Here is a 24556-nt window from a genome sequence, read left to right as displayed (position 1 = left end):
CGGGTGAATACGACCAGAAGTACACCGGCAACGGTCGCCGCGGCAGTGGTGACTGTCGTTGTCGTGCTTGCGTTTACGGTGGGTAAGGCGTTCGTGTCGATCCCGGGAGTGTGGGCGGCGGAGTCGCACCAGATCAGTCAGATCCGGCTCAATCCGCTGCAGACGTTCACGTATGCGCGGGTGTGGTGGGGTCCGTGGCTGAACTTGTTTGGCAACATTGCGCTGTTCATTCCGGTGGGGTTTGTGGCGTATCGGGGCTCGATCGTGAGGGCGCTCGCGGCAGGCACGCTGTTCAGCCTGGGCATCGAGACGGCGCAGTACCTCGGCGGGTGGGGGTATAGCGATACGGACGATGTCATCTGCAACACGGCGGGTGCGTTGTTGGGGGCGGTGTGGGCGAGGGTGTCGTCGCAAAGAAACACGGTTTTGTGGGTGATCGCTGCGGTTGGGGTGGTTCTCCTGACGGTGTATGCGGCGCTAGGGTTGAGCGCATGAGTGAGCGTGGTTGGTTTACCCGGCGGGTGTTTCCGGATGGCAACGAGCCGGATCCGCGTTTTACCTTGGCCAACGAGCGCACGTTCCTCGCGTGGACGCGTACTGCGCTTGCGTTTTTGGCGGGTGGGATTGCATTGGAGGCGTTTGAGCTTCCGCGTATCGACGACACCGTGCGCTCCATCGCCGCCGCCACCATCATCGTGATCTCAATGGCTATTTCTGCAGGTGCTGCGGTGCGTTGGGTACGGATCGAACGCGCCTTGCGCCACGGCAAACCCATCCCGGCGCCGGCGATCGTGCCGGTGTTGGGCATCGGCGTATTTGTTGCCGCGGTGGTGGTCGGGGTGAGCCTGCTGTGAGCATCGTCGTTGCGGACCCCGGCCTGCAGCCGGAGCGCACCGCGATGAGCTGGACGCGCACCGGGCTGGCGATGCTGGTGTGCGCGGCGACGCTGCTGCGCTGGGCGGACGCTTACCCGGAACTGATCATGTTTGCGGTGTGCGCGTTGTCGCTTGGCGCGGTGGCGATCGGGCTGCTGAACCGCCGGCTGTACAGGCGCGACGCATTTGCTCTTGCCGACGAGCGCAGCGCCCCGAACACCGCCCCCATCGCCATTCTCACCGCGATGATGCTGGGCATTGCCGTGGTGGGGCTCTACCTGGTGCTCGCCTGAGTTAACCGGGCGGGGTCTAGACCTAGCCTTCGTAGTAGGCGCGGTGGAGGTGCATCATGGCGCGGCCTTCGTCGGAAAGCCCGGAGCGGCCCGGTTCGTACTCTTCGACGACGCAGAAGCCGTAAAGCCACGGGATGTAGTCGTCGATGTCGGGGTTGGGTTGGGGCTCGCCGATGAACCAGTCGACGGTGGCGCGCCACAGGTCTGCGCCCATGACGGATTCGAAGAAGCGGCGCAGGTTGTCGGCGTTGGCGGCGACGGCGTCGTCGCTGCTGAGGAAGGTCAGGCCCGCTTTGGTGGGGGTGAGGATTTCGTGGCGTTTCTTTAACAGGCCGGCGTCGAGAAGAAAATCGACGACGGTACCCGGGAACGGCAGCGCTGTGATGTCGCGGATCTCGCGGGATACCTCGGGGGTTAGCTCGCCCACGTTGTAGGGCACGCTGGCGATGAACAGGCTGATCAGGTCGCCGAACACCAAGGTCAGGGAGTTGGGGGCTTCGAGGTCATCGGTGTCGTCGAGAAGCCCTTCGAGCCCTTCGAGCCCTGGCAATCCAGCGAAGCCGGGCAGGCTGGCCAGTTCGGCAAGTTCGGGGAAATCGGTGCCTTCGCCGAGGACGGAGTTGAAGAAGTCGGTCACGGCCGAGATCATCGCCGGGTTGCGCTCCGGGTGGGGGTCCACGTCCAGGATTTCGCGCAGGCCGGGCTGGGAGTTGATGAAGTTGTCAAAGCGCTCCGCCAGGCCTAGACCCTCGGATTCGGCGGCGGCCATTTCGTCGAAAAACTGCTCCTCGGCGACGTTGGCCATGCGGGAGGCGACCGTGACCGGGTCGGCGAAGGTCAGCCGGTCCAGCATGCGCTCCGGCGGCATGACCGGCAGGAAGCTAAACAGCAAGGTGACGGTGTCCACGTCGGGTTCGATACCGGCGGCGAGCAGGCGGGCCTGGCGGCGGAACTCGGTCATCATGGCGGGGCCGTTGCAGGCTTCGATGACGTCGGGGCCGGCGGCGTCGACAAGCATCGGCGTTGGCGCATCGATGTGGGAGGGGCCGAGGACTTCGACGTGGATGGACCAGTCGGCCGCCGCGTCGTAAATGTAGGTCATCGGCTCCATCTCAGCGACCGTGATGGTGTCTTCGTGCTGCTCACCCGCACCGGGGCTTTCGGCGTACACCTCGCGTTGCGTGCCGTGCTTGCCCACGAACAGGTGCGAGGACGCGCCGGAGAACCCGAGGGATGCGTCGATGACCTCGGCGAGCGCGCCGAGCGTCATGTCGGGGTCAACGTTGAAGCAACGTGAGATTTCCGGCGAAGAGTCTTCGACGGTGATCAGCACTGAGACAGTCATACCGGAAACAATACGGACTTTTGCTACACGACGAACAACAGCGCGCACACCACCGACGTGACCATGCCCGCTGCCAACGGCACGAGGGTGCGGCGAACAACGTCAACCGGGTTCACGTTCAGTGCGCCAGCGACGATGAGCACCGCAGCGTTGACCGGGGAAGCCTGGCGCATGGTGTTGGAGGCGGCCCAAATGGAGGTGAGCATCTGCGGGGCGGACACGGCGGAGTCGGCCGCGATGCCCGGCACCATTTCGGAGAACGCGAAGTACGGGGCCACGCCGGAGCCGGTGAGCATTGCCATGACAGAGGTGGCGATGACGAACACCAGCACCATCAGGATCGCAGCACCCGAGGACGCCTGGGCGAGGCTGGTCAGGCCCTCGATAACGCCCATCTGGGTGATGCCTTCCACCAGGATGGCGGCGGCGACGATCAGCGACACCACGCCTGCGGCGCCCTCGCCGAGGCCTTTGAAGAAGTCCTGGAGGGAATCCGCGGCGTAGTTCACGTCGCGCAGGCGGATGGCCTCGATGATCATGGTCAGCATGAGCGACACGACGGTCACGGGGAGAATGCCGGCCTCGAAACCGACGATGTCCAGGCGGTTCAGGATTGCGGAGACGATGATCAGCAGCAGCGGCATCAGCGGCAAGATGGCGTAGAAGCCCGGCAGGCCCTCGGCGCGCTCCATGGCTTCGTGGATGCGGCGGTCGGACTCTTCGTGCTTCGCGGCCTCCAGGTCGGCCTCGCCTGCGGCGGCACCGGCTTTGACCAGGTCCTTCTTGTCGCAGCGGTGCTGCCACCACATGTGCACAAACGCGATGACGATCAGGCCCGGGATGGTGGCCTTAGCCACGTTGCCGAAGGTGAACTCGGTGACCGTCATGCCAGTCAGGTCAGCGGCCTGAATCAGGCCCGCCTCCAGCGGGGACGGGGCAATAGTGGAGGCCGTAGCGACGATCGCACCCACCGTCAGCGGAGTCAGCCCCGCAGCGATCAACGCCGGCATGAGCGTGGCCACGAGCAACAGCGCCAACGCACTGGCAGAGGGCACCACGAACGACAGCAGCGTCGCCACCAAGTAGCCGATGGGTACGAGCCAATAGGAGCCGTTGAAGCGACGCAGCGGGCTAGACAGTGCCACTACGGTCTTTGCGTCGGCGCCGATGTGGCGCATGTAGCCGACGAAACCGAACAGCACCATAATTGCCATGCCGGTGCCGGCGAAACGGGACTTGAACAGGGCCTCGATGATGAGCAACTCGTCGTAGAACGCGTTGCCGGAAGATTCGAACTCGGTTGAGGCGTAGTCGATGCGGCCGGTTGCGGCGGCGATCATGAGCAGCAGCACACCCACCGCGAAGATGGCGGATGCGGCGTGGACTTTTTTGTAAATGAAGTAGCCGACGGCAGCGACGGCCAAGACAGCAATCAGAATATATAGCACTATCCGATTATTGCGCTGTTACCGCATGTCTGCACGGTAAGTGGCCTATATGTGGGCAAGATCTCCCCGGTTCGTGTTACTCGGGAAGACCACCCAACACCAGCACGTGGGTGAAATGCTCGGAACGGTTCTCCAAACCGAGCGTGCGCTCACCCGGACCAATGAGCATGTGGGAGTGAGAGACCACCGAGGAGCGGTTGACCTCGATATCGCCGTCGCAGGCAATGATGGCGTACTCGAAGTCAGGGTTGAGCGTCATCGCAAGTTCAGCGTCCGTGGCAAGCGTCATCTGCGCTGCGACACACGGCGTGAGCGTCTCAATTTCTCCTTTGCGGCCGAACATTTCACCGATGAACACGTACGCCTCGCCGGCGGTTCGAGTGGTCACGGTACGCAGCGGAAACGCCTCAGGTTCGGCGATTTGCTGGCGGGCGGGCAACGCATCTGCCTCGATGAACATCTGCCCTTGAGGGCGGTCCAAATCGTCGCCGGTACGCAGCGAGCCGTTATGGCGCCAGGTCAGGCTGGCCAAGCCAACTGGCGCGTCATGCGGGCCGCTGAGCCCCAGTAAGCAGGTACTGGCGCGCCAGGGCCCAGTATGCAGCTCGATGAAAGTCATACGGGACACACTAGATGATGCGACGCTGCCGAGCTTGCTCTACGGCAGCTGTTCTGTTGTCAACCCCCAACTTTGAATAGATGTGGATCAGGTGGGTTTTCACCGTGGCTTGGGAGATGAAGAGCTGTTCGGCGATCTCCCGGTTCGACGCGCCCGTCTGCAGTGCGCGAAGCAGTTCGATCTCGCGGGCGGACAGAGCCTCGTCGGGGTTGACCAGACGGTCTGCCAGCACATTCGCCACTTGCGGAGAGAGCACGCGCTTGCGTTTCGACGCCTGCACCACCGCGTCATGCAATTCATCCTCCGGCGCGTCTTTGAGCAGGTAGCCCATCGCGCCGGACTCCACCGCCGCAACGACGTCGGCCTGCGTGTCGTAGGTGGTCAGGATGAGCACCGGCGGCCCGCCCGCCTTGACCAAACGGCGGGTCAGGTCGATTCCGGACGCGCCGGGCATCTGAATGTCGGAGACCACCACGTCCACGTCTCCCGGCACCTCAGCATCGCCGTCGGCGGCCTCAGCCACCACTTCCATATCGCCGAACGAGTTGAGAACGGCGCGAAGGCCGGCGCGGACGACCGGGTGGTCGTCGATAAGCATTACGCGCAGCGTCATTGCTCCTCCACAGGCAGTGTCGCGGCGAGGACGTTGCCCTCCACCGAAAGTTCCCCACCGATCTCCTCCACGCGGGCGCGCAGGCCCTTGAGCCCGTAGCCCTCCTTGCCGGAGATGCCGCGGCCGTTGTCAAAGACGTCGATGGTTGCGGTCGCGCCCAGCTTATCCACCGTGATCACCGCCTTAGATGCGCCCGCGTGGCGCACGATGTTGCTTAAGCCCTCGCGCACCATGCGCTCAGCTACCGACGCCGCCGGCTCCGGCAAATCAACCGCGTTGACCTGCACCTCCAGTGGCTCGCCGAGCGCGCGCTGACGGTCCGACGCTGCCCGGGCAAGGCGCTCCAACCGCACCGGCAACGCCACACGCTGGGGTTTGTCTTCGACCGAGACCGTGTCCGCCGAGTTGATTTTGACGAAGCGGCGCGCCTCCGCCAGGTTGTCCGCCGCCGTCGAGCGAATCACGTCCAGGGTCTCGCGCGCCGCGGCGTCGTCGCCGAGCTGCTTATCCAGCGCGCGGCCGAGCAGCACGATCGAACTGAGCCCCTGCGCCATCGTGTCGTGCACCTCGCGCGCCAGGCGCGCTCGCTCCTGTGCCACGCCCGCCGCATGCTCCGCCGCGGCGCGCTCCCGCTGGGCCGAGCGCAGGTCATCGGCCATCTGCTTGTAGTGGTCCGCCTCCGCGCGCAGCGCCCGGTACGCGTGCACGATGAACACCGCGAGCACCGTGCCTATCGACGGCCCCACCACCGCACCGATATTTCCACCAGCACCCGACCCCACACCAGGTCCCACACCCGGCCCTGCCACTGCCCACAGGGACACACACAGCAAGCCGGCCGCGGCCAGCAGCTCCCACCAGCGCGGCAGGATCACACACGCCAACATGACCAGCGGAAACTCCAGCCACACAAAGTCCGCAGAGACCTGCACCAGCCCCACCCACAGCGCGGCCACGACCGCCAGCCACGCGTAGGGTGCCCAGCTCGGATAGGCCCGGCCCTCGTAGTGCCACACCGTGCCCGCCATGTACACAGCAGCGAAGACGGTGGAGAGAACCAGGCCGGGCAGGGGGTCGTCGATACGCAATTGCCCCATAAGACCCACCGCAAGCAACACAGCAACAAGCACGTGCAAGCTCACGCGCAACAAATCCAGAATCCGGGTCGTGGACAACATAGGACTGAGCGTAGATCAACCGATCGGTTGATTGGGATTTCAACCGCCCGCCCGATGTGAAACAGTGCAGGTCAAAGCCATAATCGGTGTCATGTTCGTAGGTTTGAGAGAAATGAAGTCGGCCAAGGGGCGCTTCGGGCTGATCGTGGGCACGGTCACCCTGATCACCCTGCTGGTGGTCGTGCTGACCGGCCTGACCGCAGGCTTGGGCAAGCAGAACACCTCAGCACTTGAAGCGCTCGAGCCGGAATCCGTTGTCTTCCAGGACCCGGAAGACCTGTCGTTTACCACCTCGCGTGTGGAGGCTCGCGACGGCATGACCCCGCTTGGCACCAGCCAAATGCTGCTGACCAAGCAAAACGGCGAAGATGCCGCGGTGGCGATTCTGTCGCTGCCGGAAGGCACCGTGCTGCCGGGCGGGCAGACGCTGGGCAAGGAGGCGGTTGCCGCGCCGGGCCTTGAACTCAAGCAGGGCGAGGAGATCACCGTCGCCGGCAACGCGATCACCGTTGGCGCGATTGGCGATGACCTTGCGTTCTCCCACTCCCCTGTCCTGTGGGTTCCCACGGACTTTTGGAAAGAGATCATGCACACCGACGCCGACGGCACCGTGCTGCTCGCCGACCATGAGGTCGACGGCGGCGTCACCCTGAAGGAGTCCTTCGAGGGCCTGCCCGCGTACTCCTCTGAGCAGGGCTCCCTGAAGCTCATCCAGGGCTTCCTCTACGCCATCGCCGCGCTGGTGATCGTCGCGTTTCTGACCGTGTGGACGATGCAGCGCACCCGCGACCTGGCCATCCTGAAGGCCATCGGCGCATCGAACAAATACCTGCTCAAGGACGCACTTGGCCAGTCCGCGGTGCTGCTGGGTGCAGGTGCGCTGATCGGAGGCGTGGTCGCCTTCGGCCTCGGGCTGGCGATGCAGGGCGCTGCACCGTTCTCCCTGACCGCGCTCACCGCCGTCGCCCCGCCAGTTGCTATCTGGGCGCTCGGCATGGTCGGCGCGCTGATTGCTACCCGCTCCATTACAAAAGTTAACCCGCAGCAGGCCCTTGGAGGTGCCGCATAATGCTTGAACTGAAAAACGTCACCGTCGCCTTCCAGGACGGCCAGGAAATGCGAACCGTGCTGGACAATATGAACTTCACCGCCAAGCCCGGCGAGCTGACCTTCATCGTCGGCGAGTCCGGCTCCGGCAAGTCCACGATGCTTTCTGTCGCCGCGGGCCTGATCACACCGGATTCCGGCACCGCCACCCTCAACGGCGTTGAGGTGAACAACGATGTGCGCCGCGACAAGATCGGCATGATCTTCCAGCAGGCGAACCTGATCGCCGCGCTCAACGTGCGTGACCAACTGTTGGTGACCGACGACATCCGCGGCATCAAGCCGCGCCCCGACCGCGCCGATGAGCTCCTGGCCAAGGTCGGCCTCGAGGGCCTTGGTGATCGCCGTATGGGCGAACTCTCCGGCGGTCAGCGCCAGCGCGTCGGCATCGCCCGCGCGTTGATGGGTGAGCCGGAGCTTTTGCTTGCCGACGAGCCCACCGCCGCCCTCGACCACGACCGCTCCCAAGAGATTGTGAAACTGTTGCGTGACCTGGTTGAAGAGCGCAACATCGCCTGCGGGTTTGTCACACACGACCGCTCGCTGATCCAGCCCCGCGACGAGGTCTTCGAGGTTGGCGTCAACGCGCGTACCCCGGTTTGCGCATAAGACTGCGCTTATATGTCTGGTGCTTGTATGTCTGGTGCTTCAATCGCTGGCGCTAGCGCAGGAGCGTGCGCGACCACAGTGCCAGCACCGCAAACGCCAGGGCGCCAAGCACACCGGTAGAGATCAGGGTGCCGGACAGGTAGCCCGCATCTACCACCGCAGCACCAACCGCAGAGCCGGATGCGATACCGACCTGGAAGGTGACCACGTACACCGAACTTGCCAGGTCCTGGTTGCGCTGGCCTGCGTGCAAGAAGATAGTGGTGGCCACCGTGGGCAGCGCACCGGCGGCCATGCCGAACACAGCGATCACCGCGAACATGCCTAGCCCGCTTCCGGCACCGAGCGCAAGCAAACCTGCGATGGCGGACACCACCATCACCGCAGCGGCCAGGGCATTGAGCCGGATCATGCGGCTATCCACCCTCCGGCCGGCGATCGTGATGCCGACCAAGCCCGCGATGCCGTACAGGGACACGCCGACCGGCACATACGCGTGGCCGGCGGTGCCCTCCACCAGCAGCGCCAGGTACGTAAAGGTGGAGAAGATACCCGTCACCGCAAGCAGCACGTACACCACAAGCGACGGGATGGCCGACTTGGTATTCGTCGCCTTGGCCTGGTTCGCAGGTGCCACCGCGGGCAGGCTTGGCAGGGTGGAGATAAGCATGACGAGTGCGCCGATCGTCGCTACGCCAAGCACCCACGTGGATGCCCGCCAGCCGATCATCGTGCCCAACGCAGTGGTCAGCGGCGAGCCCGCAACCAGCGACAAGGTAGAGCCGATGGACACCGCAGCCACCGCTTTACCTGTCTGCCCGGCGGGAGCGATGCGTGCCGCCATCGGGTTGACCAGCGACCAGAACACGCCGTGTGTAAATGCTGCGGTGACGCGCCCGGCCACCAGCATCCAGTAGTTGCTGGCTGTTGCCTGCAGCACGATCCCGCCGAGGAGAAACACCAGAGTGGCGATAAGCAGCGGACGCCTATTGACGCTGCGTGTGAAGTGGATCAGCGGGATGGTCACCACTGCGACCAAGCCCGCATAGACGCTCATGAGGAGGCCAATTTGGCCTTCGGAGACGCCGAGGTCTCGCGCCATCGGGGAGATGAGCCCCACCGAGAACATCTCGAAGGTGACATAAACAAAGGCGGCGAAACTCATCGCCGCCAGTGGTACGAGGGGGAATTGGCCCGGGGTTTTCTGGGGGGTTTTCGCGGTGTTGGACACCGCGCCAAATTACGCCTATCGCCCGCCCATGACAAATGCTGCCCCAGCGCCACCAATGATTGTCAACAGAGCGACGACGATGCCGATGATCGCACCGACAGGCATCGACGCTTGTGGTTCGTTCTTCTGGCGCTCAACCGAGGTGGAGAAGTCAACGCTGATGTTGGTGGTGGTCTTCGACTCAGTCGGTGTGGACGGCTCTGTGGTCTTGCCAGGCTTGTCCTTGCCGCGCTGTACCGGTGGCACGTCGTACGGAGTGGTCGGCTTGGGAGCGACGGGCAGAGTGACCGAGCCGCCACCATTGGCGCAGGCCTCGCGTGCCTTCTTGAAGGCATCGCGGAACTGTGCCGCATTGACCGAGCCGATGGCTTCCTTGGACGAGGCGTGCGCGTTTACCCACTTTTTGCGCTGGTCTGCCGGCATGTCTGCCAGAGCGCCCTCGAGAAGCCTGTCGCTAATTTCCTGTGGGAAAGCGGGGTAAATGTCGCGTGGGTCAGTGGCGCTGATGGTGCCACTTTCAAGGGCGTCATCCACAACGCGCCAGAACTCAACATGATCCAGCGCCAGTCCGTCTTCACTGGATACCAGCACGCTGTTCATGATTTCGGTGAAGTACCACTTTGCGCCTGCCGGATCTACATTTGCGGCAGTAGCGATGCGGTCTTCCCAACGGGCGGTTTCAGCGTTGCGGTTGGCATGGAACTGCCTGAAGTATGGGCCGTTGAATGCTTCGAGGAATTCTTGTGCGATGGGCGCAGCTTCCGGGAACGCTACCTCGAAGGCGTTGGTCCACTGCTGTTTTTGCTGCGCTTGGGGGCTCCTAAGGTCTCGCGGCAATGCTGCGGCGAAATCCTTTTCTGCAATGCTCATTTGCAATGAGCACACGCCGTTAATGGGCTTGCCTACAGTGGCCGCGTCGGCGGAGGGCACGGCAGTGACAGCCGCTGCTGTAGTAGCTGTCAGGGCAAGCGCTGCGATCCTCCGTTTATTTAACACATAAGTAAGCGTAGCGCAGATGTCCAACTATTCACCCTTCGTGAGTAGGGTGACCTGCGTCTCAAGTACGGGCCAGTCCGTGCTTAATTAACGTACGTGCTGGTTGGGGAAAGCTGAGTTAGTGCTACTCGGGAAACTCTCATGTAACGAAAAGGTGAATGTATCCCTGAAAGGGGCTATTTTTCCACGTCAAGGCCTAAATAACACCTATGTAATTTTGTCGAAGCGTGCTTACCTGCGACGGTGTGCGCCAACAGAATCGGCGATCCGAGCCGCAATATCGCGGGCAAACGGGCTCACCCCTCGAATCGTTCCGGCACCCGGTCCGTTGATGTTGTCAAACCCCAACACGTACAAACCATGCGTGTCCCGGGGCAGCCCGCGGATAGGCCCGAGGGCCGGGCGAAACCCGGTTGCCCAGATGATCACGTCCGCGTCCACCTCGTCGAGCGAACCTACCATCGGACGCGCCTGAAGCAGGCCGGCGTCGCGCGCTCGGCGCACCTCCGGTACGACGACGATCTCTCCGCCGAAGTCCACCCCGCCCGGATCTGGCTCCCCCTTCGCAATCGCAGTGAGGCGCTCACGATTGCGGCGAAACAGCGTGGAACCGTCCACGTCGTCCGGCATGAAACCCGGTGCAGAACGTGTCAGCCACTGCGCCTCCACCCCATTGAGCACGAGGTCTGCTGTGATCTGCGCACCCGAGTTACCGCCACCGACGACCGCGACGCGCTGGCCTGCGAAATCTCCCGGTCGCGTGTAGTGCGCCGAGTGCAACTGCCTGCCCGAGAACTCACCCGGCACAAACGGCACGAACGGCGCCGACCAGATCCCGGTTGCAACCACCACGTTGCGGGCGTGGAGGTTTTGGGGGCGGATGGTGAAGCCGGTGTCGTCGATAAGCACACGCTCCACGCGCTGCCCACGGCGAATGGGAAGGTCGTAGCGGGCCTCGTAGCGCGTTAAATAATCGACGACATGATCACGCGGCGGATACCCATCAAACGAAGGCATCGGCCAACCCGGCAGGTTGGAAAACTCCGCGCGCGAAAACAGCGTCAGCGAGTCCCAGTAGTTCGGCCACGCCCCACCGGGAGCGTCGGCGGCGTCCAGAACCGTGAAGTTCACGCCATATCTGCGCAGGTAGTACGACACGGCAAGGCCAGACTGGCCACCGCCGATCACGACCGCATCAAGCATCATTTCGCATCTTCGCGGTTGCGGGGCGGATGAACTCGGCGATCCGGCTCGCTGGCGCCGTCGCGTCACCGTACTCAGTAGCAGCGGCCAGTTTCGCAGCCAAAGCGTGCACGGCCACCGCGCCGGCGAGTGCGACCTCCTCCCATAGCCGCTTGGCATGCATAAGCGCCAGGTGCGCCCCCGCGATGCCCGCGAGCACATCGCCCGATCCCGGAGTCGCCGCCCAGGAGTGTCCCGCATCGATCGCGTACGCCGTGTGCGGGTCGCCCTCGTGCGCGATCACCGTCACGCGCCCCTTGCGCACGACCGTGCAGCGCAGCGCGCTGGCCAGGGCGATGGTCTCCGCCATGCGATCGCTCTCCCCCACGTCGGCGGCTTCACACAGCCGGGCGAACTCGCCGTCGTGCGGGGTCAGCACCGTCATCTGTTCGCGTTTGGCCACCAGTTTGCGCAGGTTGGGGTGTTGGGTGAGGAGGGTGAGCCCGTCGGCGTCGATAAGCACCGGCACCTCTTGGCCGAGCACCCACCGCAACTCCTCCGCCGCGTGCTCGTCAGTGCCCGCGCCCGGCCCGAACACCCACGCCTGCACCCTGCCAGCATCCTGGAGCGTGTGCGTAGCGACGACCTCCGGATGCGCCCGCACCACCTCCACCGCCTGCGGGCCGGCGTAGCGCACCATCGCCGGTGTGGCGTTCACCGCGCCCGCAGTAGACAGGATCGCTGCGCCGGGATACCCATCGCTGCCTGCGCGGATGCCGACCACGCCGCCGGTGTACTTGTCGTCCGCAGGAGCCGGCGCGACGTCTTGCAGCGGTGGCTGCCACAGGGTCTGTATCCCGTCGGGCCACTTCTGCTCGGACCACTTCTGCTCCGGCAGCACCGCCCGGTTTGCAATCAACAGCGGTGGGCCATCCTCTGCCCACAAGGTGAGTTGGTCGCCGAGCGTTTCGTGCAGGCGCTTGCCCGGCAATCCGATGTCGGCGAGCAACTGCACCCCGCACGCTGGCGACAGCCCGTGGGCGCGGCGCAACCCGCCGAAGGTGACCGTCACATCGGCGTTGACGTGGCACTGCCCTGCCCAGCCGGTGTCGGCCTCCACGCCGGTGGGCACGTCCACGGCCAGCACTTGGGCGTTGAGTGCGTTGGCTAACTCGACTGCGGGGCGAAGGTTCTCGCGTACCTCGCCGGTCGCGCCGATGCCCGTTATCGCATCGATAACCAGGGCATAGTCCTGCCATTGTTCCGGGAGGTCCTCCATCACTACCCCGCCGGCTGCCGTGAACGCCTGCAGGGCACGCTCCTGCGCCGAGCCTGTGGGCAACACCGCATCCACCCGGTGGCCTGCCAGCAACAACTCCGCGCCGGCGTAGAGGCCGTCTCCCCCGTTGCCGCCAGGCCCTGCAAGCACGAGCATCCGGGCGCGTGCCTCAGTACCTTCAGCGAGCATCACGTTGGCTACCTCCGCCACGGCGTGGGCAGCGGATTGCATCAACTGGTCCTCGAACTCCTGCGCCGCAAGCAGGGGTGCTTCCGCAGCTCGGATCTGGTCGGCGGTAAACGTGGAGGAAAACATGCCTGCCACCGTAGCGCTACCACCGTGTGGAGGTAGCGGGGTGCGTGGTGTCGCAGCAAAGCAATAGAATTGCGCGCATGCCGTACACGACCGGTTTTGACCGCGAAAAATACATTGCAATGCAGTCCGAGCACATCCAAGCGCGGAGAGCCGAGGTAGGCGGCAAACTCTACCTGGAGATGGGTGGCAAACTTTTCGACGACAACCACGCCTCCCGTGTTCTCCCCGGATTCACTCCGGACAACAAAATCGCCATGCTTGACCGCATCAAGGACGAAGTGGAAATTGTCATCTGCTTCAACGCTGGCGATGTCATCCGCCAAAAAGTGCGCGCGGACCTGGGTATTACATACGAAGATGACGTGCTGCGTCTTGTGGATGTGTTCCGCGACCGCGGATTCCTCGTCGAAAATGTGGTGTGCACCCAACTCGACGGACACAACCGCACCGTGGAGGCGTTCCTCGAGCGTCTTTCCCGCCTTGGCCTGAAGGTGTCGCGCCACTACATGATCCCTGGCTACCCCAACGACACCGCCAAGGTGGTCAGCGAGGAAGGGTTTGGCCGCAACGACTATGTGGAAACCTCCCGCGACCTGATTGTCATGACCGCGCCGGGACCTGGCTCCGGCAAACTGGCCACCTGCCTGTCGCAGGTCTACCACGAGAACCAGCGAGGCATTGCCGCAGGTTACGCCAAGTTTGAGACGTTCCCCATCTGGAACCTGCCACTCTCCCACCCGGTGAACCTAGCCTACGAGGCGGCCACCGCGGACCTGGACGATATCAACGTGATCGACCAGTACCACCTCGACGCCTACGGGGAGAAGGTCACCTCCTACAACCGCGACATTGAGGTCTTCCCGCTGCTGAAGACGCTGCTGCGTGAGGTTACGGGCACCGAGCCGTACCAGTCCCCGACCGATATGGGTGTCAACATGGCGGGCTATTGCATTTCCGACGACGAGGCCTGCCGCCACGCCGCCCAGCAGGAAATCATTCGCCGTTACTTTGCATCGCGTGTCGATGAACGCCGCATCGGCTCCGACTCCTCCATCTCTGACCGTGTGATGAACGTGATGCGCAAGGCGGATCTCTCTGTGCAGGACCGCGTTGTGGTTGCCCCTGCGCTCGACGTCGCGGAGGCGACCGGCAAGCCGGGTGCGGCACTTGAGTTGCCAGACGGCCGCATTGTCACCGGTAAGACTTCTGACCTGCTCGGACCTTCGGCTGCGGTGCTGCTCAATGCCCTGAAGCAGCTCGCGGGTATCGACGACGATGTGCACCTGCTCTCCCCCGACTCCATCGAGCCGATCCAGTCGCTGAAGACCCGCCATCTGGGTTCGGTCAACCCGCGCCTGCACACCGACGAGGTACTGATTGCCTTGTCCGTGTCGGCGGCGTCGAACCCGGACGCGGCGCTCGCGTTGGATCATCTGAAGTCGCTTCGTGGTTGCGATGCTCACATCACGGCGATCCTTGGTTCTGTGGACGAGGGCATTTTCCGCAATCTTGGCGTGCTTGCAACGTCTGAGCCGCAGTACTGGCGAAAAGGGCTGTACCACAAACGCTAAGAAAATCTTAGATTTCTTCTTTAAAACGGCTCCGCTCGTTGTATTTGTGGTTTATGGTCGCCTGTATGCCTGTACAACAACCGCCGGTGGAGACCGCGTTGGCTCAGCTCAACGACGGCATTGCTGCCGCCCGAGCTGACCAGCGTGAGGATGTCACGCTACCCAAACAGACCGCTGCCTGGATCCGTGATCTGCTCGAGGATCTTGCGGAGGGGCGCCTCATGCGCCCACCCAGCCCCGAAGATGAAATGACCACCCAGCAGGTAGCTGACCTGCTCAACGTGTCTCGTCCATACGTGGTCAAGCTTATCGACGAAGGCACACTGCCCGGCCACAGAGTCGGTACACACCGCCGCGTGTACACGCGCGACGTATACGCCTACAAAGAACGGACCCGCTCGACGTAGACTGCCAGGCATGACCAGCAAAATCCTGCTCTACTACAAGTTCCAGCCCATCGCCGACCCGGACGCGGTGCGTCTGTGGCAACGCGACCTGTGCGAAGGGCTCGGCCTGACCGGCAGGATTATCGTCTCCGAACACGGCATTAACGGCACCGTCGGCGGCGACATCCGCGCCTGCAAAACCTACGCGAAGAAGACCAAAGAGTACTTCAAAGGCATCGAGTTCAAGTGGTCCGAAGGCGGTGCCGAAGACTTTCCGAAACTCAGCGTCAAAGCCCGCGACGAGATCGTGGCGTTTGGCGCACCGGGGGAGCTGAAGGTTGATGAAAACGGTGTGATCGGCGGCGGAAAACACCTCACTCCGCAGCAGGTCAACGAGTTCGTGGAGGCCAACCCGGACGTGGTCTTCTTCGACGGGCGCAACGCCCGCGAGGCCGAGATCGGACGGTTTAAAAACGCGGTGGTGCCAGATGTGGAAACCACTCACGACTTCATCAAAGAGCTCGAGTCCGGCAAGTACGACTGGATGAAGGACAAGCCGGTCATCTCGTACTGCACCGGCGGCATTCGCTGCGAGGTGCTGTCCAGCCTGATGATCAACCGCGGGTTCGAAGAGGTCTACCAAATCGACGGCGGCATCGTCCGCTACGGCGAAGCCTTCGGCAACTCCGGCCTGTGGGAGGGCTCCCTCTACGTGTTCGACGACCGCATGCACACCGAATTCGGTTCCGCGGACGACCCGGACTACGTCCAGCTCGGCCACTGCGTGCACTGCGGGGAGGCGACCAACCAGTTCTACAACTGCGCCAACGAGCCGGAGTGCCGCCAGCAGTACTTAAGCTGCGAGGCCTGCCGGGAGAAGAACCCGTACTGTGCGCAGTGCGCAACTACATCGTTGCCAGCATCCCAATAGTCAGAATCAGCCACGCCATGGTGAACGGCACGAGCGGGATCCAGAACACGCCCATCCACGGGATCCAGCGCTCGTAGCGGTTGAGTTTGCGCACCATGATCACCGCGCAGCCAATCAGGCCGGCGATCGGTGGGAGAGAGGTGACTACAGCCCAGGTGGTGCGCCAGGTTGGGGTGCACAGCCAGGTGGCGTCGCCGTCGCTGCACAGCGGCCCGCCCTGCAGGCGGGCGACCAGGCCTAACACAAACGCCAACAGGAACGTCACCCCAACGGTGCCCAGCGCCCACGTGATCGCCTGACGGGTGGAGCGCTTATTGCGCCGGTCTACCTCCAGCGGATCCGGGGCATCCGCCAACTCATCAAAGGAACGGGGCTCCGGGCGAACGCGGGAGAAGCGGTCGGCGGGGGAGTGCAGGTCGTTTTCAGGATGGTCGCGCATACGCCCTAACCTACTTCGCTGCCTCCGGACAGACGATGACGGGCACAGGCGCGTAGCGGATGAACTCGCCTTCGAGCGTGCCCAAAAACACCGTGCGCAGATTCGGCGACGGCTGCGAACCCAGGCACATGATGTCGCCCTTGCGCCACTTCACCGAGTCAATTGAGCGCTTCCAGCTCTTGCCGGTGGACACGGAGCTGGTCACGTCGAAATGGTCGAGGCGGTCGGGGGAGAGTTCGCATGCGTACTCCCAGGCTCGGTCGCGGGCGTGGTCAAGCATGCCAAGGGTGCGTTCGTACCATTTCGGGCCGTGCTCGTCGTAACTCGTCGGAGAGAACGCGATGATGCGCAGCGGCAGGTGCAGCGCGCACGCGAGGGCGGTGGCGTAGTCCAGGCCGTAAAACTCGGGCTCTTTCTTCCCGTCGGTGTCCACCACGGCGTAGGTCACGCGCGTGATGCCCTTCTTAGACAGCTTCACTCCGCGCGGTGCCAGCCCGAGGGGGATGGGGGAGGAGTAGAGCATTTCGTCCGTAACGCTGGACGGGCGTAGTCGGCCCTTGGGTGATTTTGCGCGGGAGCCCATGACGATGAGGTCAGCGTTGAACTCTAAGGCGTTGTCGAGAAGCGAGCGGACGGTATCTTTGCCGTCCTTGAGCGTGGCTACCTCTTTGGACCACTGCGCTTTCGGGATCTGCCCGTCGAGTTCATCGACCACGCGTTTGTGGAACTCTTCGCGCATCTTCTTCAGCTGCTTCTTGCGGCTCTTCGCCGAGGTTGTCAGCGCCTGGATCGGCGGCAGTTGCGCAGATGCCATGACCTGCACCTTCATCGGCAGGGAGCGGCCGAGCCAGGCGGCAAACTCGACGGCTTCGCCGCTTGTGGTGTCCCAGCCAACCGCAACGCGGAGAGGAGCATCCGAATCGACAGTGTTCGGTAGGCGTGCAGACTCGGGGGATACAGCGTGGTGGCTCACGTCGTGGCTCCTCGAAGTGGCAGTGTCGCTAGCAAACGTTTGAACATCAACATCATATGTGGCGTCGGCGACGCACCGAAAACGGCGTTACCATTGCGCAGATGTTTGTGTATGAGGGTGAGGTGTCGCACGAGTGGCGTCGTCGCCACGCATTGCGCGAGCTCAACGCAGGGCGCATGCGTATCGACGACGCCTGCGACGCCGACTTCATCCTCCGCGCCGCCGCCGAACACCACGGCACCGCATCCCCACGGCCCTGCCCCATCTGTGGCGCCGAACTGCGGGAGATTACCTGGGTGTACAGCGAAAAACTCGGCCGACGCACCGGCACCGCCCGCAGCGCAGAAGAAATCGACCGCATGGTGCACGAGGTCGGCCCCATCACCGTCCACTTCGTGGAGGTTTGCCGCGACTGCAAGTGGAACCATCTGTTAAAGGAAGTCACTGCAGTACCAGTAGTGTGATTTCGCGTTGGCCGGGTAGGGTGTGCATAGAAAACGAGTAGGTAGCTCGCGGTTTCGCCCTCCCCGCGGGGGCCGCGAGTCAAATTGCGCAGGGAAAAACGAGTGTCAGATAAAGACAACGGCGGCGACACGACCGCCAAAAAGAAAAGCAACGGCTCAACGACCGTCACAACCAAGAAACGGTCGCGCGCATGGCAGTGGTTTATCGCGTTCTTGCTGTTCTTGGCCATGATTGCGGCGATCCCGCTGGCGTGGTTCTTCTGGAGCTACGCACGCGCCGAGGTGCCCGAGCCGGGCAAAATTGAAACGGCGCAGATCTCCAACATCTTCTACCGCGACGGCGACAAGGAACTCGCCCGCATCGTCCCGCCGGAAGGCAACCGTAAGCAGATCCCGCTTGACCAGGTGCCCGAAGACGTCCAAAACGCGGTGCTTGCGGCAGAAGACCGTGACTTCTGGACCAACTCCGGCTTCTCCCCGACAGGCTTCGCTCGCGCCGCCATCGGGCAGCTCACCGGCAACGCATCCGCAGGTGGCGGCTCCACCATCACCCAGCAGTACGTGAAGAACGCACTGGTGGGCAACGAGCACTCCTACGAGCGTAAAGCTAAAGAGCTCGTCTACTCGGTGAAGATGACCAACCAGTGGGAAAAGGCCGACATTCTGCGCGCCTACCTGAACACGGTCTACTTCGGCCGCAACGCCTACGGCATCGAAGCCGCAGCGCACGCCTACTTCAACAAACCAGCCTCCCAGCTCACACTGGAGGAGGGCGCAGTCCTGGCCGCGTCGATCCAGCTGCCGAGCCAGCTTGACCCGTGGACCAACCGCGAAGCCGCGGAAGGCCGCTGGAACTACGTCATGGACGGCATGGTGGAAACCGGCGCCATCACCCAGGAGCGTCGCGCAGCCGCCCACTACCCGGAGACCCGTGACCCGGCCACCTACTCGGCCTACACGGAAGCAACCGGCGCAAACGGCCTGATTAAGAACCAGGTTGTGGCGGAGTTGGCCACCATTGGCATCACCGAGGACGACCTGACCAACCGTGGCCTGCAGATCACCACCACGATCGATGCCGGCACCCAGCAAAACGTCGAAGAGATCACCCGTCAGCGCCTGTCCTACCTACAGGATGACGCCCGCTCCGGCGTCGTTGCCATCGAGCCGAGTACCGGTGCCGTGCGCGCCTACTACGGCGGCGACGACCCGTCTGGCTGGGACTACGCCAACGCGGGCCTGCAAACGGGTTCGACGTTCAAAATCTTCGCGCTCGCGGCAGCCCTGCAGCAGGGCATCCCGCTGACGTCCATGTTCGATTCTTCCCCGGTGACCCTGCCGGGCAACCACGTCGTGACCAACTGGGACGGCGGCGGAGGCGGCATGCTGTCCATGAAGGAAGCCACCCGCACCTCCTCCAACACCGCGTACCTGCGCATCCAGGACGAATTGGATAACACCACCCAGGACACCGCCGACATGGCGCATGCCCTCGGCGTGGCCAAGTCCATCCCGGGCATCCCTGTAACGCTGCGTGAAAACGGCGGCCAGCCCTACGAAGGCATCGTGCTGGGCCAGTACCAGTCGCGCGTGCTGGACATGGCTACCGCAGTGGCAACCCTGACCAACCGCGGCGCCATGCACCCGACCCACTTCGTGGAAAAGGTTGTGGACGCCAACGGTGAGGTCCTCTACGAGGTGGACCGCAACTACACCGAACGTCGCGTCTCCGAGCAGGTGGCGGACAACGTCCTCGAAGCAATGCAGACCGTGCCGGCGTACTCCAACGCGGTGCTCGCTGGCGGCCGCCCGTCCGCGGCAAAGACCGGCACCGCCCAAATGGGCGACACCGGCAACAACAAGGACGCCTGGATGGTCGGCTCCACCCCGCAGCTCGCCGTGGCCGTGTGGGTGGGCACCGCCGACAACACCTCGCCAATCTTTAACGAGTGGGGCGGCATCATGTACGGCTCCAACACCCCGTCCCAAATCTGGAAGCAGTTCCTGGACACTGAGCTGGCGGATCAAGACTTTGAGTACTTCGAGCCGGCAAGCCCGGTGTACTGGGGCGTGAACGCCTACAAGGGTGGCGTTGGCCTGGGTGGTTACTACTCCACTCCGGCAACCCAAAACTCGGCTACCGGGACTGCGCCGACGGAATCCGAGTCGGCTGCATCTTCCGCTCCGAGCGAAGCACCTGCTCCGGCACCAGCACCGGCTCCCGCGCCAGCACCGGCACCTGCACCTGCTCCCGCACCGGCGCCTGCGCCGGACTTGCGTGATGCTGTCAACGAGGTGATCGGCCAAGTTCAGGAGGCGTTCCAGTAACAGCATGTCTCAGACTGATCAAACAACCGTCACATGGCCGGACCCGGCCGACCGCGTCCAGCCCGGCAAAACCGAACCGGTGGCACGCGGCTGGGTGAACTACCTCGGCGGACCAATGGGCCGCTTCGCCCAGATCGGCCGCGCCCGGTTCTGGACGCCGCTGCGCGCCATCATCGCCGTCGCATACATCTTCTTGTCCTTCGGCGCACTACAGAAGTCGCGCTGCGCTGGCGGCAAACTGGACGACAACGGCATCATGCAGCTCAACTGGGACGGCAACCGCCAGTTCGTCGCTGCCTGCTACAACGACATCATCCCGCTCTACGGAGCACGCGGTCTGGACCAGCCGGGCTTTGTCTACGCCTACTCGTGGGTAGAAGACGACCTGACCCGCTACATGGAATACCCGGTGCTCGCTGGCCTGTTCCAGCAGCTCAGCGCCTGGATCGCGCGCGGTACCTACTTCCTGACTGATAGCTTCCTGCCGGAATCCGGCTGGTACTTCTACGTCACCGCACTGCTGATGTCCATCATCTGGGTGATCACCATCCGCATGGTCGCGGAACTTGCCGGCAACCGCATCTGGGACACGCTGCTCGTCGCCGGTTCGCCGCTGCTGATCGTCCACGCGTTTACCAACTGGGACATCCCCTCGATCTTCTTCGCCGTCGCAGCGATGCTCGCGGCGCGCAACCGCAAGTGGTGGCTGGCCGGTGTGCTCGTCGGTTTGGGCACCGCGTTCAAACTGTGGCCGCTGTTCATCCTCGGCGCGTACCTCACTGTGGCGATCCGCAAGCGTGACCTCGTGCCGTTCTTCAAGATGGTCGGCGCCACCGCCATCACCTGGATCGCCGTCAACGCGCCGGTGTACCTGCGTTACCCAGACGCATGGAGCGAGTTCAACCGCCTCAACACCGACCGCGGCTGGGAGTGGACCACCATCTACGCGGTGCTCTCCCGCGAGTTCGGGTGGGCCGGCTTCGACTCCGGTGAGGGCGCCCCGGTGATCCTCAACGCCGTCACCCTGATCCTGTTCCTGCTCGGCTGCCTGTTCGTCCTCATCCTCGGCCTGCGTGCGCCGCAAACCCCGCGCATTGCGGAACTGATCGTGCTCATCGTCGGCTTCTTCCTGCTGTTTAACAAGGTATGGAGCCCGCAGTACTCTCTGTGGTTCGTGGTTCCCGCGGTCCTCGCACTGCCGTACTGGCGTCTGCTGCTGTCCTGGATGGTGGCGGACATGATGGTTTGGCCGGTGCTGATGTGGCACATGATGGGCGACGACAACATGGGTGTGCCGGGTTGGTTCCTGGACATCTTCATCCTGGCGCGCGATGCGTTTATCGTGGCGGTGATGGTGCTCGTCGTCAAGCAAATGCTCGGCAAGCGCCCGGACAAGGTCCGCGACGCGCACAACGGCCACGACCCGCTGATGTCGCTGCCTGCGCAGTGGAAAGAGCCTGTGCTTATCGACGAGCCCACGCCCGAGCCTGAGGTGGAGGCGGTGAGTACGCAACCATGACCACCGCAACGGTCCTCGGCATCGTCTCTATCCTGATCGCGTTTGCCCTGTTCGGCGCGTCGTTCTACATGGCAACGAAGGGCCGCAAGAAAGAGTCGATCATCTACGGCGCGGTTGCGTTTGTGTTCATGACGATCATCCCGGTGTCGCTCGCACTTTTCGTCGCGGTGCCAAACCCGACCTGATCTTCGTCGTTACAGTGGGGCCATGCTTACGAAGAAGATGGTTGCCCTGACAGTCGCCGCCACAGCAGGACTTGCCGTGGCGGCGTGTTCTGATTCTGGCGAGACTGCGCCCGAAACAGTCACTGAAACCGTCGCGCCCGAAACGGTGACGGAAACGTCGAACGCTGGAGTCGCTGTGTCCGAGGATCTCCCAGCCGCTGTGACCGGCTACTCGGACGAGGCGCGCAAGGATCTTGTCGACGAAAACGTGACCGAAGCCGAAGTCCAAGACGTCTTAAAGGCCGCCCAGGATGGCAAGGCCAAAGTGGAGTGGGACGATGACGGCTACTTCGAGGTGGAGTTCGGCGAAATCGACATTGATATCGATAAGGACGGCCTCGTTTTAGACGTCGACCGCTAAGACCGAAGATTTTCGCGTTTTGCTGCGGGTTCTGCTCGGTGAAAATATCCTGAAAGCACCGTGTCCGATACCGGACTGCTGTTGCTAAAAAGGAGCCCGCGTTGAACCGTCGAATTATTACCCTGCCGCTCGCCGCATCGCTGGTCGCGGGTGGCCTTGCCCCGGCGGCAGTCGCCGCCACTGTCGGGCCGAATGAAGGGCCCATGGTGTTGGCGGCGAACGGGATCTGCACGTTAAAGCTGAACGACCGGGAAGCGGCAACCTACAGCGCTTGGGCCAACGTCAGCACACAAGAGGTGTACGCCAACGCTGCGGTGAAAGCATTTGAGGTGCTGTACCCCGGAACAGAGAACATCGTTCGGGAGTTCCGGGCAGAACCCTCGCTTGCAGAGCTTGTGGAGGCACAGAAGAATCTCGCGAGCAGGCTCGCAGACGCCAAAGAGGCTCAAAAGCGCACTGAGCAGCGGTACACGGAACGCCTCCAGCAGGTAGGTATGGAGCATGTGCTGGCACAACACCTCACCGAGGAACTTACAAAGGTCGAGGTGTGGGCGGTAAAGCCGAGCATCAAACAGGGCAGCATCTCGGAGCGGCCGGTCAGCGCACTTGGTGTTGAGGAGGCGAACCGTGTGCGGGGCAAGCGCGTGAACCGGCAGGACTTTGAAGACGTTGCCTGGAAGAGCTTCGTTGTGCAGGGCAACCTGTCCCAGTCCGATCTGAAGACTTTCCGGAAAACGTTCTTGGCCGCCGACGATGTCCAACTCGCCATCGGGGGAACGACGGCGTACCTCGAAGTGGATATGAACGCGCGGGTTGCCTGCGCAGACGGCGGCAACCGAGAGGTGAAGTACCCGACCAGCATTGACGAGGTTCGTAATTGGAACATCGACTCGTTGCGCGGTGAGGCGGGCTTGAGCAGTTTGAGTTCTCAGGGTGAGGTTGAGGTATCCCCGCTCGCGATCGTGGGCCTTGTGGTCGGAGTTCTCGCAGCTTTGGGTATTGCGGTTGCGGCGGTCGGGCCGTCGTTGGGCATCCCGCTGCCGGCTCTGCCGAAGTTGCCGGGGTTGCCGTTCTAACGCCAGCCGTTGGTGCCTGCCAACGATTGGTTGCCGGCCAATTGTCCGCAATGCGGAGTCTTTCATGTCATCCCCGCGGCCAGGGTTTTGAGCAGTGCAAACCGTGGGGTAGTCTATTCAGGTTGCTTGACGCAACGACCCTCCTGCCATGACCACAAGGGTTATGGCCGAACAGACTAAGACCATAGGAGGTGATGAGGTCCGTGCGTCACTACGAAGTAATGATCATCCTCGATCCGCAGCAGGATGAGCGCACCGTTGCCCCGTCCCTGGATAAGTTCCTGGAGACTGTCCGCAAGGACAACGGCAAGGTGGAGAACGTTGATGTGTGGGGCAAGAAGCGTCTTGCTTACCCGATCAACAAGAAGGAAGAGGGCATCTACGCCGTTGTGAACCTCGACTGCGAGGCTGACACGGTCAAGGAGCTCGACCGTCTGCTGAACCTGAACGACAACGTTCTTCGTACCAAGGTTCTGCGTACCGATAAGTAAGACCGGTAGGCTCTACAACCACACGATCAGCAGGTAGGAAGGTTCACGAAACATGGCTCAAGGCGATACCCCGATTACCGTTGTCGGCAACTTGGTTGCTGACCCGGAACTGCGTTTCATCCCGAGCGGTGCCGCGGTTGCGAACTTCCGCATCGCGTCCACCCCACGTACGTATAACCGGGAGACGAACCAGTTCGAGGACGGCGAAGCACTGTTTCTGACCTGTAACTGCTGGCGCCAGATGGCCGAGAACGTCGCAGAGTCCCTGACCAAGGGCATGCGCGTTGTGGTCACCGGCAAGCTCAAGCAGCGTTCCTACCAAACTAAAGAGGGCGAAAACCGCACTGTGTTCGAGGTCGAGGTCGATGAGGTCGGCCCGTCCCTGAAGTACGCCACGGCTAACGTCAACCGCAACCCGCGTGAGGGCGGGCAGGGCGGCTACGGCGGCGGCCAGGGCAACCAGGGTGGCGGCTTCGGCGGCCAGAACCAGCAGCAGGGCGGCTTTAACCAGGGCGGTTTCGGCGGCGGCCAAGGTAACCAGGGTGGCGGCTTCGGCGGCCAAACCCAGGGCCAGGGCCAAGGCGGCCAGAACCAGCCCCAGCAGCCTGCACATGATCCGTGGGGTTCCGCACCCGAGGCCGGTGGCTTCGGTGGCGCGGGCGATGAGCCACCGTTCTAAACGACAACCACACATCAAGCATTT

At 63.2% G+C, this 24556-nt stretch carries 27 protein-coding genes; 16 read left to right on the top strand and 11 right to left on the bottom strand.

The features are described from left to right. The first annotated feature begins 3 nt into the window (after nucleotides 1-3). From HMPREF3145_RS04585 to HMPREF3145_RS04575, 3 genes are read left to right on the top strand one after another with little or no spacing between them, the layout of a single operon-like run. The gene (locus HMPREF3145_RS04585; protein WP_070422108.1) at nucleotides 4-495 is read left to right on the top strand and encodes a VanZ family protein; all 492 of its coding nucleotides are present in this window, start codon (nucleotides 4-6) and stop codon (nucleotides 493-495) included. Next, a complete protein-coding gene (locus tag HMPREF3145_RS04580; protein ID WP_070422073.1) occupies nucleotides 492-854 on the top strand; it encodes a YidH family protein in 363 nt (120 codons plus the stop codon). Before HMPREF3145_RS04585 ends, HMPREF3145_RS04580 begins: the two co-directional genes overlap by 4 nt. Beyond that, nucleotides 851-1168 (top strand): DUF202 domain-containing protein, encoded by a 318-nt coding sequence (locus tag HMPREF3145_RS04575; protein ID WP_224213344.1) that lies wholly within the window; start codon nucleotides 851-853, stop codon nucleotides 1166-1168. The genes HMPREF3145_RS04580 and HMPREF3145_RS04575 overlap by 4 nt, the downstream gene beginning before the upstream one ends. A gap of 22 nt (nucleotides 1169-1190) precedes the next feature. Here HMPREF3145_RS04575 and HMPREF3145_RS04570 read toward each other — a convergent pair whose 3' ends face one another. From HMPREF3145_RS04570 to HMPREF3145_RS04550, 5 genes are all read right to left on the bottom strand, one after another. After that, nucleotides 1191-2513 carry an IS1096 element passenger TnpR family protein gene (locus HMPREF3145_RS04570; protein WP_070422072.1) on the bottom strand — a complete coding sequence of 441 codons (1323 nt, stop codon included), beginning with the start codon at nucleotides 2511-2513 and terminating at the stop codon, nucleotides 1191-1193. 23 nt (nucleotides 2514-2536) lie between these two features. Continuing rightward, nucleotides 2537-3961 carry a C4-dicarboxylate transporter DcuC gene (gene dcuC / locus HMPREF3145_RS04565; RefSeq protein ID WP_070422071.1) on the bottom strand — a complete coding sequence of 475 codons (1425 nt, stop codon included), beginning with the start codon at nucleotides 3959-3961 and terminating at the stop codon, nucleotides 2537-2539. Nucleotides 3962-4037: 76 nt separating this feature from the next. After that, nucleotides 4038-4580 carry a pirin-like C-terminal cupin domain-containing protein gene (locus tag HMPREF3145_RS04560; RefSeq protein WP_070484586.1) on the bottom strand — a complete coding sequence of 181 codons (543 nt, stop codon included), beginning with the start codon at nucleotides 4578-4580 and terminating at the stop codon, nucleotides 4038-4040. A 10-nt stretch (nucleotides 4581-4590) separates the two neighbouring features. Further along, the gene (locus HMPREF3145_RS04555) at nucleotides 4591-5193 is read right to left on the bottom strand and encodes a response regulator (RefSeq protein WP_070422069.1); all 603 of its coding nucleotides are present in this window, start codon (nucleotides 5191-5193) and stop codon (nucleotides 4591-4593) included. Beyond that, the gene (locus tag HMPREF3145_RS04550; RefSeq protein ID WP_070422068.1) at nucleotides 5190-6371 is read right to left on the bottom strand and encodes a sensor histidine kinase; all 1182 of its coding nucleotides are present in this window, start codon (nucleotides 6369-6371) and stop codon (nucleotides 5190-5192) included. Before HMPREF3145_RS04550 ends, HMPREF3145_RS04555 begins: the two co-directional genes overlap by 4 nt. A gap of 112 nt (nucleotides 6372-6483) precedes the next feature. Here HMPREF3145_RS04550 and HMPREF3145_RS04545 point away from each other — a divergent pair, with 112 nt between their 5' ends. Both HMPREF3145_RS04545 and HMPREF3145_RS04540 read left to right on the top strand, forming a co-directional pair. Then, a complete protein-coding gene (locus tag HMPREF3145_RS04545) occupies nucleotides 6484-7440 on the top strand; it encodes an ABC transporter permease (protein ID WP_371325695.1) in 957 nt (318 codons plus the stop codon). Continuing rightward, entirely contained in the window at nucleotides 7440-8087 is a 648-nt protein-coding gene (locus HMPREF3145_RS04540; RefSeq protein WP_070422067.1) for an ABC transporter ATP-binding protein, read from the top strand. The genes HMPREF3145_RS04545 and HMPREF3145_RS04540 overlap by 1 nt, the downstream gene beginning before the upstream one ends. A gap of 52 nt (nucleotides 8088-8139) precedes the next feature. On the opposite strand, the gene HMPREF3145_RS04535 is transcribed toward HMPREF3145_RS04540, so the two are convergent. The 4 genes from HMPREF3145_RS04535 to HMPREF3145_RS04520 form a co-directional block, all read right to left on the bottom strand. Continuing rightward, nucleotides 8140-9252 carry an MFS transporter gene (locus HMPREF3145_RS04535; protein ID WP_070422105.1) on the bottom strand — a complete coding sequence of 371 codons (1113 nt, stop codon included), beginning with the start codon at nucleotides 9250-9252 and terminating at the stop codon, nucleotides 8140-8142. A gap of 81 nt (nucleotides 9253-9333) precedes the next feature. Next, a complete protein-coding gene (locus tag HMPREF3145_RS04530) occupies nucleotides 9334-10188 on the bottom strand; it encodes a hypothetical protein (protein WP_070422066.1) in 855 nt (284 codons plus the stop codon). A gap of 357 nt (nucleotides 10189-10545) precedes the next feature. Beyond that, nucleotides 10546-11517, bottom strand: a complete 972-nt coding sequence (locus HMPREF3145_RS04525; RefSeq protein ID WP_070422104.1) for an NAD(P)-binding domain-containing protein — start codon at nucleotides 11515-11517, stop codon at nucleotides 10546-10548. After that, nucleotides 11510-13090 carry an NAD(P)H-hydrate epimerase gene (locus HMPREF3145_RS04520; protein ID WP_070422065.1) on the bottom strand — a complete coding sequence of 527 codons (1581 nt, stop codon included), beginning with the start codon at nucleotides 13088-13090 and terminating at the stop codon, nucleotides 11510-11512. Before HMPREF3145_RS04520 ends, HMPREF3145_RS04525 begins: the two co-directional genes overlap by 8 nt. 77 nt (nucleotides 13091-13167) lie before the next feature. On the opposite strand from HMPREF3145_RS04520, the gene HMPREF3145_RS04515 reads away from it, so the two are divergent. The 3 genes from HMPREF3145_RS04515 to HMPREF3145_RS04505 all read left to right on the top strand — a co-directional run bounded on the left by HMPREF3145_RS04515 (nucleotide 13168) and on the right by HMPREF3145_RS04505 (nucleotide 15978). After that, the gene (locus HMPREF3145_RS04515) at nucleotides 13168-14661 is read left to right on the top strand and encodes a DUF1846 domain-containing protein (RefSeq protein WP_070422064.1); all 1494 of its coding nucleotides are present in this window, start codon (nucleotides 13168-13170) and stop codon (nucleotides 14659-14661) included. 65 nt (nucleotides 14662-14726) lie between these two features. After that, nucleotides 14727-15068 (top strand): helix-turn-helix domain-containing protein, encoded by a 342-nt coding sequence (locus HMPREF3145_RS04510; protein ID WP_210384146.1) that lies wholly within the window; start codon nucleotides 14727-14729, stop codon nucleotides 15066-15068. 10 nt (nucleotides 15069-15078) lie between these two features. Next, nucleotides 15079-15978, top strand: coding sequence for an oxygen-dependent tRNA uridine(34) hydroxylase TrhO (locus tag HMPREF3145_RS04505; protein ID WP_070422062.1), 900 nt, complete (start codon nucleotides 15079-15081; stop codon nucleotides 15976-15978). Here HMPREF3145_RS04505 and HMPREF3145_RS04500 read toward each other — a convergent pair. Further along, nucleotides 15953-16417, bottom strand: coding sequence for a hypothetical protein (locus tag HMPREF3145_RS04500; RefSeq protein ID WP_070422061.1), 465 nt, complete (start codon nucleotides 16415-16417; stop codon nucleotides 15953-15955). The genes HMPREF3145_RS04505 and HMPREF3145_RS04500 overlap by 26 nt on opposite strands. Nucleotides 16418-16427: 10 nt before the next feature. After that, nucleotides 16428-17390 (bottom strand): universal stress protein, encoded by a 963-nt coding sequence (locus tag HMPREF3145_RS04495; RefSeq protein WP_070422060.1) that lies wholly within the window; start codon nucleotides 17388-17390, stop codon nucleotides 16428-16430. Nucleotides 17391-17491: 101 nt separating this feature from the next. Here HMPREF3145_RS04495 and HMPREF3145_RS04490 point away from each other — a divergent pair, with 101 nt between their 5' ends. From HMPREF3145_RS04490 to HMPREF3145_RS04455, 8 genes are all read left to right on the top strand, one after another. Continuing rightward, nucleotides 17492-17854, top strand: a complete 363-nt coding sequence (locus HMPREF3145_RS04490; protein ID WP_070422103.1) for a DUF5318 family protein — start codon at nucleotides 17492-17494, stop codon at nucleotides 17852-17854. A 102-nt stretch (nucleotides 17855-17956) separates the two neighbouring features. Beyond that, nucleotides 17957-20182 carry a transglycosylase domain-containing protein gene (locus HMPREF3145_RS04485; protein ID WP_070422059.1) on the top strand — a complete coding sequence of 742 codons (2226 nt, stop codon included), beginning with the start codon at nucleotides 17957-17959 and terminating at the stop codon, nucleotides 20180-20182. Between the two features lie 4 nt (nucleotides 20183-20186). Then, complete coding sequence (locus HMPREF3145_RS04480; RefSeq protein WP_083279383.1) at nucleotides 20187-21701, top strand: glycosyltransferase family 87 protein; 1515 nt, start codon at nucleotides 20187-20189, stop codon at nucleotides 21699-21701. Continuing rightward, nucleotides 21698-21886 (top strand): hypothetical protein, encoded by a 189-nt coding sequence (locus HMPREF3145_RS04475; protein WP_070422058.1) that lies wholly within the window; start codon nucleotides 21698-21700, stop codon nucleotides 21884-21886. Before HMPREF3145_RS04480 ends, HMPREF3145_RS04475 begins: the two co-directional genes overlap by 4 nt. A gap of 22 nt (nucleotides 21887-21908) precedes the next feature. Next, nucleotides 21909-22286 carry a hypothetical protein gene (locus HMPREF3145_RS04470; RefSeq protein ID WP_070422057.1) on the top strand — a complete coding sequence of 126 codons (378 nt, stop codon included), beginning with the start codon at nucleotides 21909-21911 and terminating at the stop codon, nucleotides 22284-22286. 101 nt (nucleotides 22287-22387) lie between these two features. Continuing rightward, complete coding sequence (locus HMPREF3145_RS04465; protein ID WP_070422056.1) at nucleotides 22388-23362, top strand: hypothetical protein; 975 nt, start codon at nucleotides 22388-22390, stop codon at nucleotides 23360-23362. Nucleotides 23363-23556: 194 nt separating this feature from the next. Beyond that, nucleotides 23557-23853: a 30S ribosomal protein S6 gene (gene rpsF / locus HMPREF3145_RS04460; protein WP_070422055.1), complete on the top strand. Its 297-nt coding sequence runs from the start codon at nucleotides 23557-23559 to the stop codon at nucleotides 23851-23853. A 52-nt stretch (nucleotides 23854-23905) separates the two neighbouring features. After that, complete coding sequence (locus tag HMPREF3145_RS04455) at nucleotides 23906-24532, top strand: single-stranded DNA-binding protein (protein WP_070422054.1); 627 nt, start codon at nucleotides 23906-23908, stop codon at nucleotides 24530-24532. Nucleotides 24533-24556: the final 24 nt, after the last annotated feature.

Origin of the sequence: Corynebacterium sp. HMSC05C01, from assembly GCF_001807155.1 — a bacterium.
GTDB classification, from domain to species: domain Bacteria; phylum Actinomycetota; class Actinomycetes; order Mycobacteriales; family Mycobacteriaceae; genus Corynebacterium; species Corynebacterium coyleae.
Note: the sequence above shows the minus strand (reverse complement) of the source record. Positions and strands in the feature narration are given on the sequence as shown.

What these genes read in the sequence shown, in the direction of transcription:
- HMPREF3145_RS04535 (WP_070422105.1), bottom strand. Translation starts at nt 9,252, where the DNA reads ATGAGTTTCGCCGCCTTTGTTTATGTCACCTTCGAGATGTTCTCGGTG.
- HMPREF3145_RS04475 (WP_070422058.1), top strand. Translation starts at nt 21,698, where the DNA reads ATGACCACCGCAACGGTCCTCGGCATCGTCTCTATCCTGATCGCGTTT.
- HMPREF3145_RS04470 (WP_070422057.1), top strand. Translation starts at nt 21,909, where the DNA reads ATGCTTACGAAGAAGATGGTTGCCCTGACAGTCGCCGCCACAGCAGGA.
- HMPREF3145_RS04505 (WP_070422062.1), top strand. Translation starts at nt 15,079, where the DNA reads ATGACCAGCAAAATCCTGCTCTACTACAAGTTCCAGCCCATCGCCGAC.
- HMPREF3145_RS04545 (WP_371325695.1), top strand. Translation starts at nt 6,484, where the DNA reads ATGAAGTCGGCCAAGGGGCGCTTCGGGCTGATCGTGGGCACGGTCACC.
- HMPREF3145_RS04490 (WP_070422103.1), top strand. Translation starts at nt 17,492, where the DNA reads ATGTTTGTGTATGAGGGTGAGGTGTCGCACGAGTGGCGTCGTCGCCAC.
- HMPREF3145_RS04580 (WP_070422073.1), top strand. Translation starts at nt 492, where the DNA reads ATGAGTGAGCGTGGTTGGTTTACCCGGCGGGTGTTTCCGGATGGCAAC.
- HMPREF3145_RS04570 (WP_070422072.1), bottom strand. Translation starts at nt 2,513, where the DNA reads ATGACTGTCTCAGTGCTGATCACCGTCGAAGACTCTTCGCCGGAAATC.
- HMPREF3145_RS04500 (WP_070422061.1), bottom strand. Translation starts at nt 16,417, where the DNA reads ATGCGCGACCATCCTGAAAACGACCTGCACTCCCCCGCCGACCGCTTC.
- HMPREF3145_RS04480 (WP_083279383.1), top strand. Translation starts at nt 20,187, where the DNA reads ATGTCTCAGACTGATCAAACAACCGTCACATGGCCGGACCCGGCCGAC.
- rpsF (WP_070422055.1), top strand. Translation starts at nt 23,557, where the DNA reads ATGAGGTCCGTGCGTCACTACGAAGTAATGATCATCCTCGATCCGCAG.
- HMPREF3145_RS04540 (WP_070422067.1), top strand. Translation starts at nt 7,440, where the DNA reads ATGCTTGAACTGAAAAACGTCACCGTCGCCTTCCAGGACGGCCAGGAA.
- HMPREF3145_RS04560 (WP_070484586.1), bottom strand. Translation starts at nt 4,580, where the DNA reads ATGACTTTCATCGAGCTGCATACTGGGCCCTGGCGCGCCAGTACCTGC.
- HMPREF3145_RS04530 (WP_070422066.1), bottom strand. Translation starts at nt 10,188, where the DNA reads ATGAGCATTGCAGAAAAGGATTTCGCCGCAGCATTGCCGCGAGACCTT.
- HMPREF3145_RS04555 (WP_070422069.1), bottom strand. Translation starts at nt 5,193, where the DNA reads ATGACGCTGCGCGTAATGCTTATCGACGACCACCCGGTCGTCCGCGCC.
- HMPREF3145_RS04455 (WP_070422054.1), top strand. Translation starts at nt 23,906, where the DNA reads ATGGCTCAAGGCGATACCCCGATTACCGTTGTCGGCAACTTGGTTGCT.
- HMPREF3145_RS04550 (WP_070422068.1), bottom strand. Translation starts at nt 6,371, where the DNA reads ATGTTGTCCACGACCCGGATTCTGGATTTGTTGCGCGTGAGCTTGCAC.
- HMPREF3145_RS04515 (WP_070422064.1), top strand. Translation starts at nt 13,168, where the DNA reads ATGCCGTACACGACCGGTTTTGACCGCGAAAAATACATTGCAATGCAG.
- HMPREF3145_RS04520 (WP_070422065.1), bottom strand. Translation starts at nt 13,090, where the DNA reads ATGTTTTCCTCCACGTTTACCGCCGACCAGATCCGAGCTGCGGAAGCA.
- HMPREF3145_RS04525 (WP_070422104.1), bottom strand. Translation starts at nt 11,517, where the DNA reads ATGCTTGATGCGGTCGTGATCGGCGGTGGCCAGTCTGGCCTTGCCGTG.
- HMPREF3145_RS04510 (WP_210384146.1), top strand. Translation starts at nt 14,727, where the DNA reads ATGCCTGTACAACAACCGCCGGTGGAGACCGCGTTGGCTCAGCTCAAC.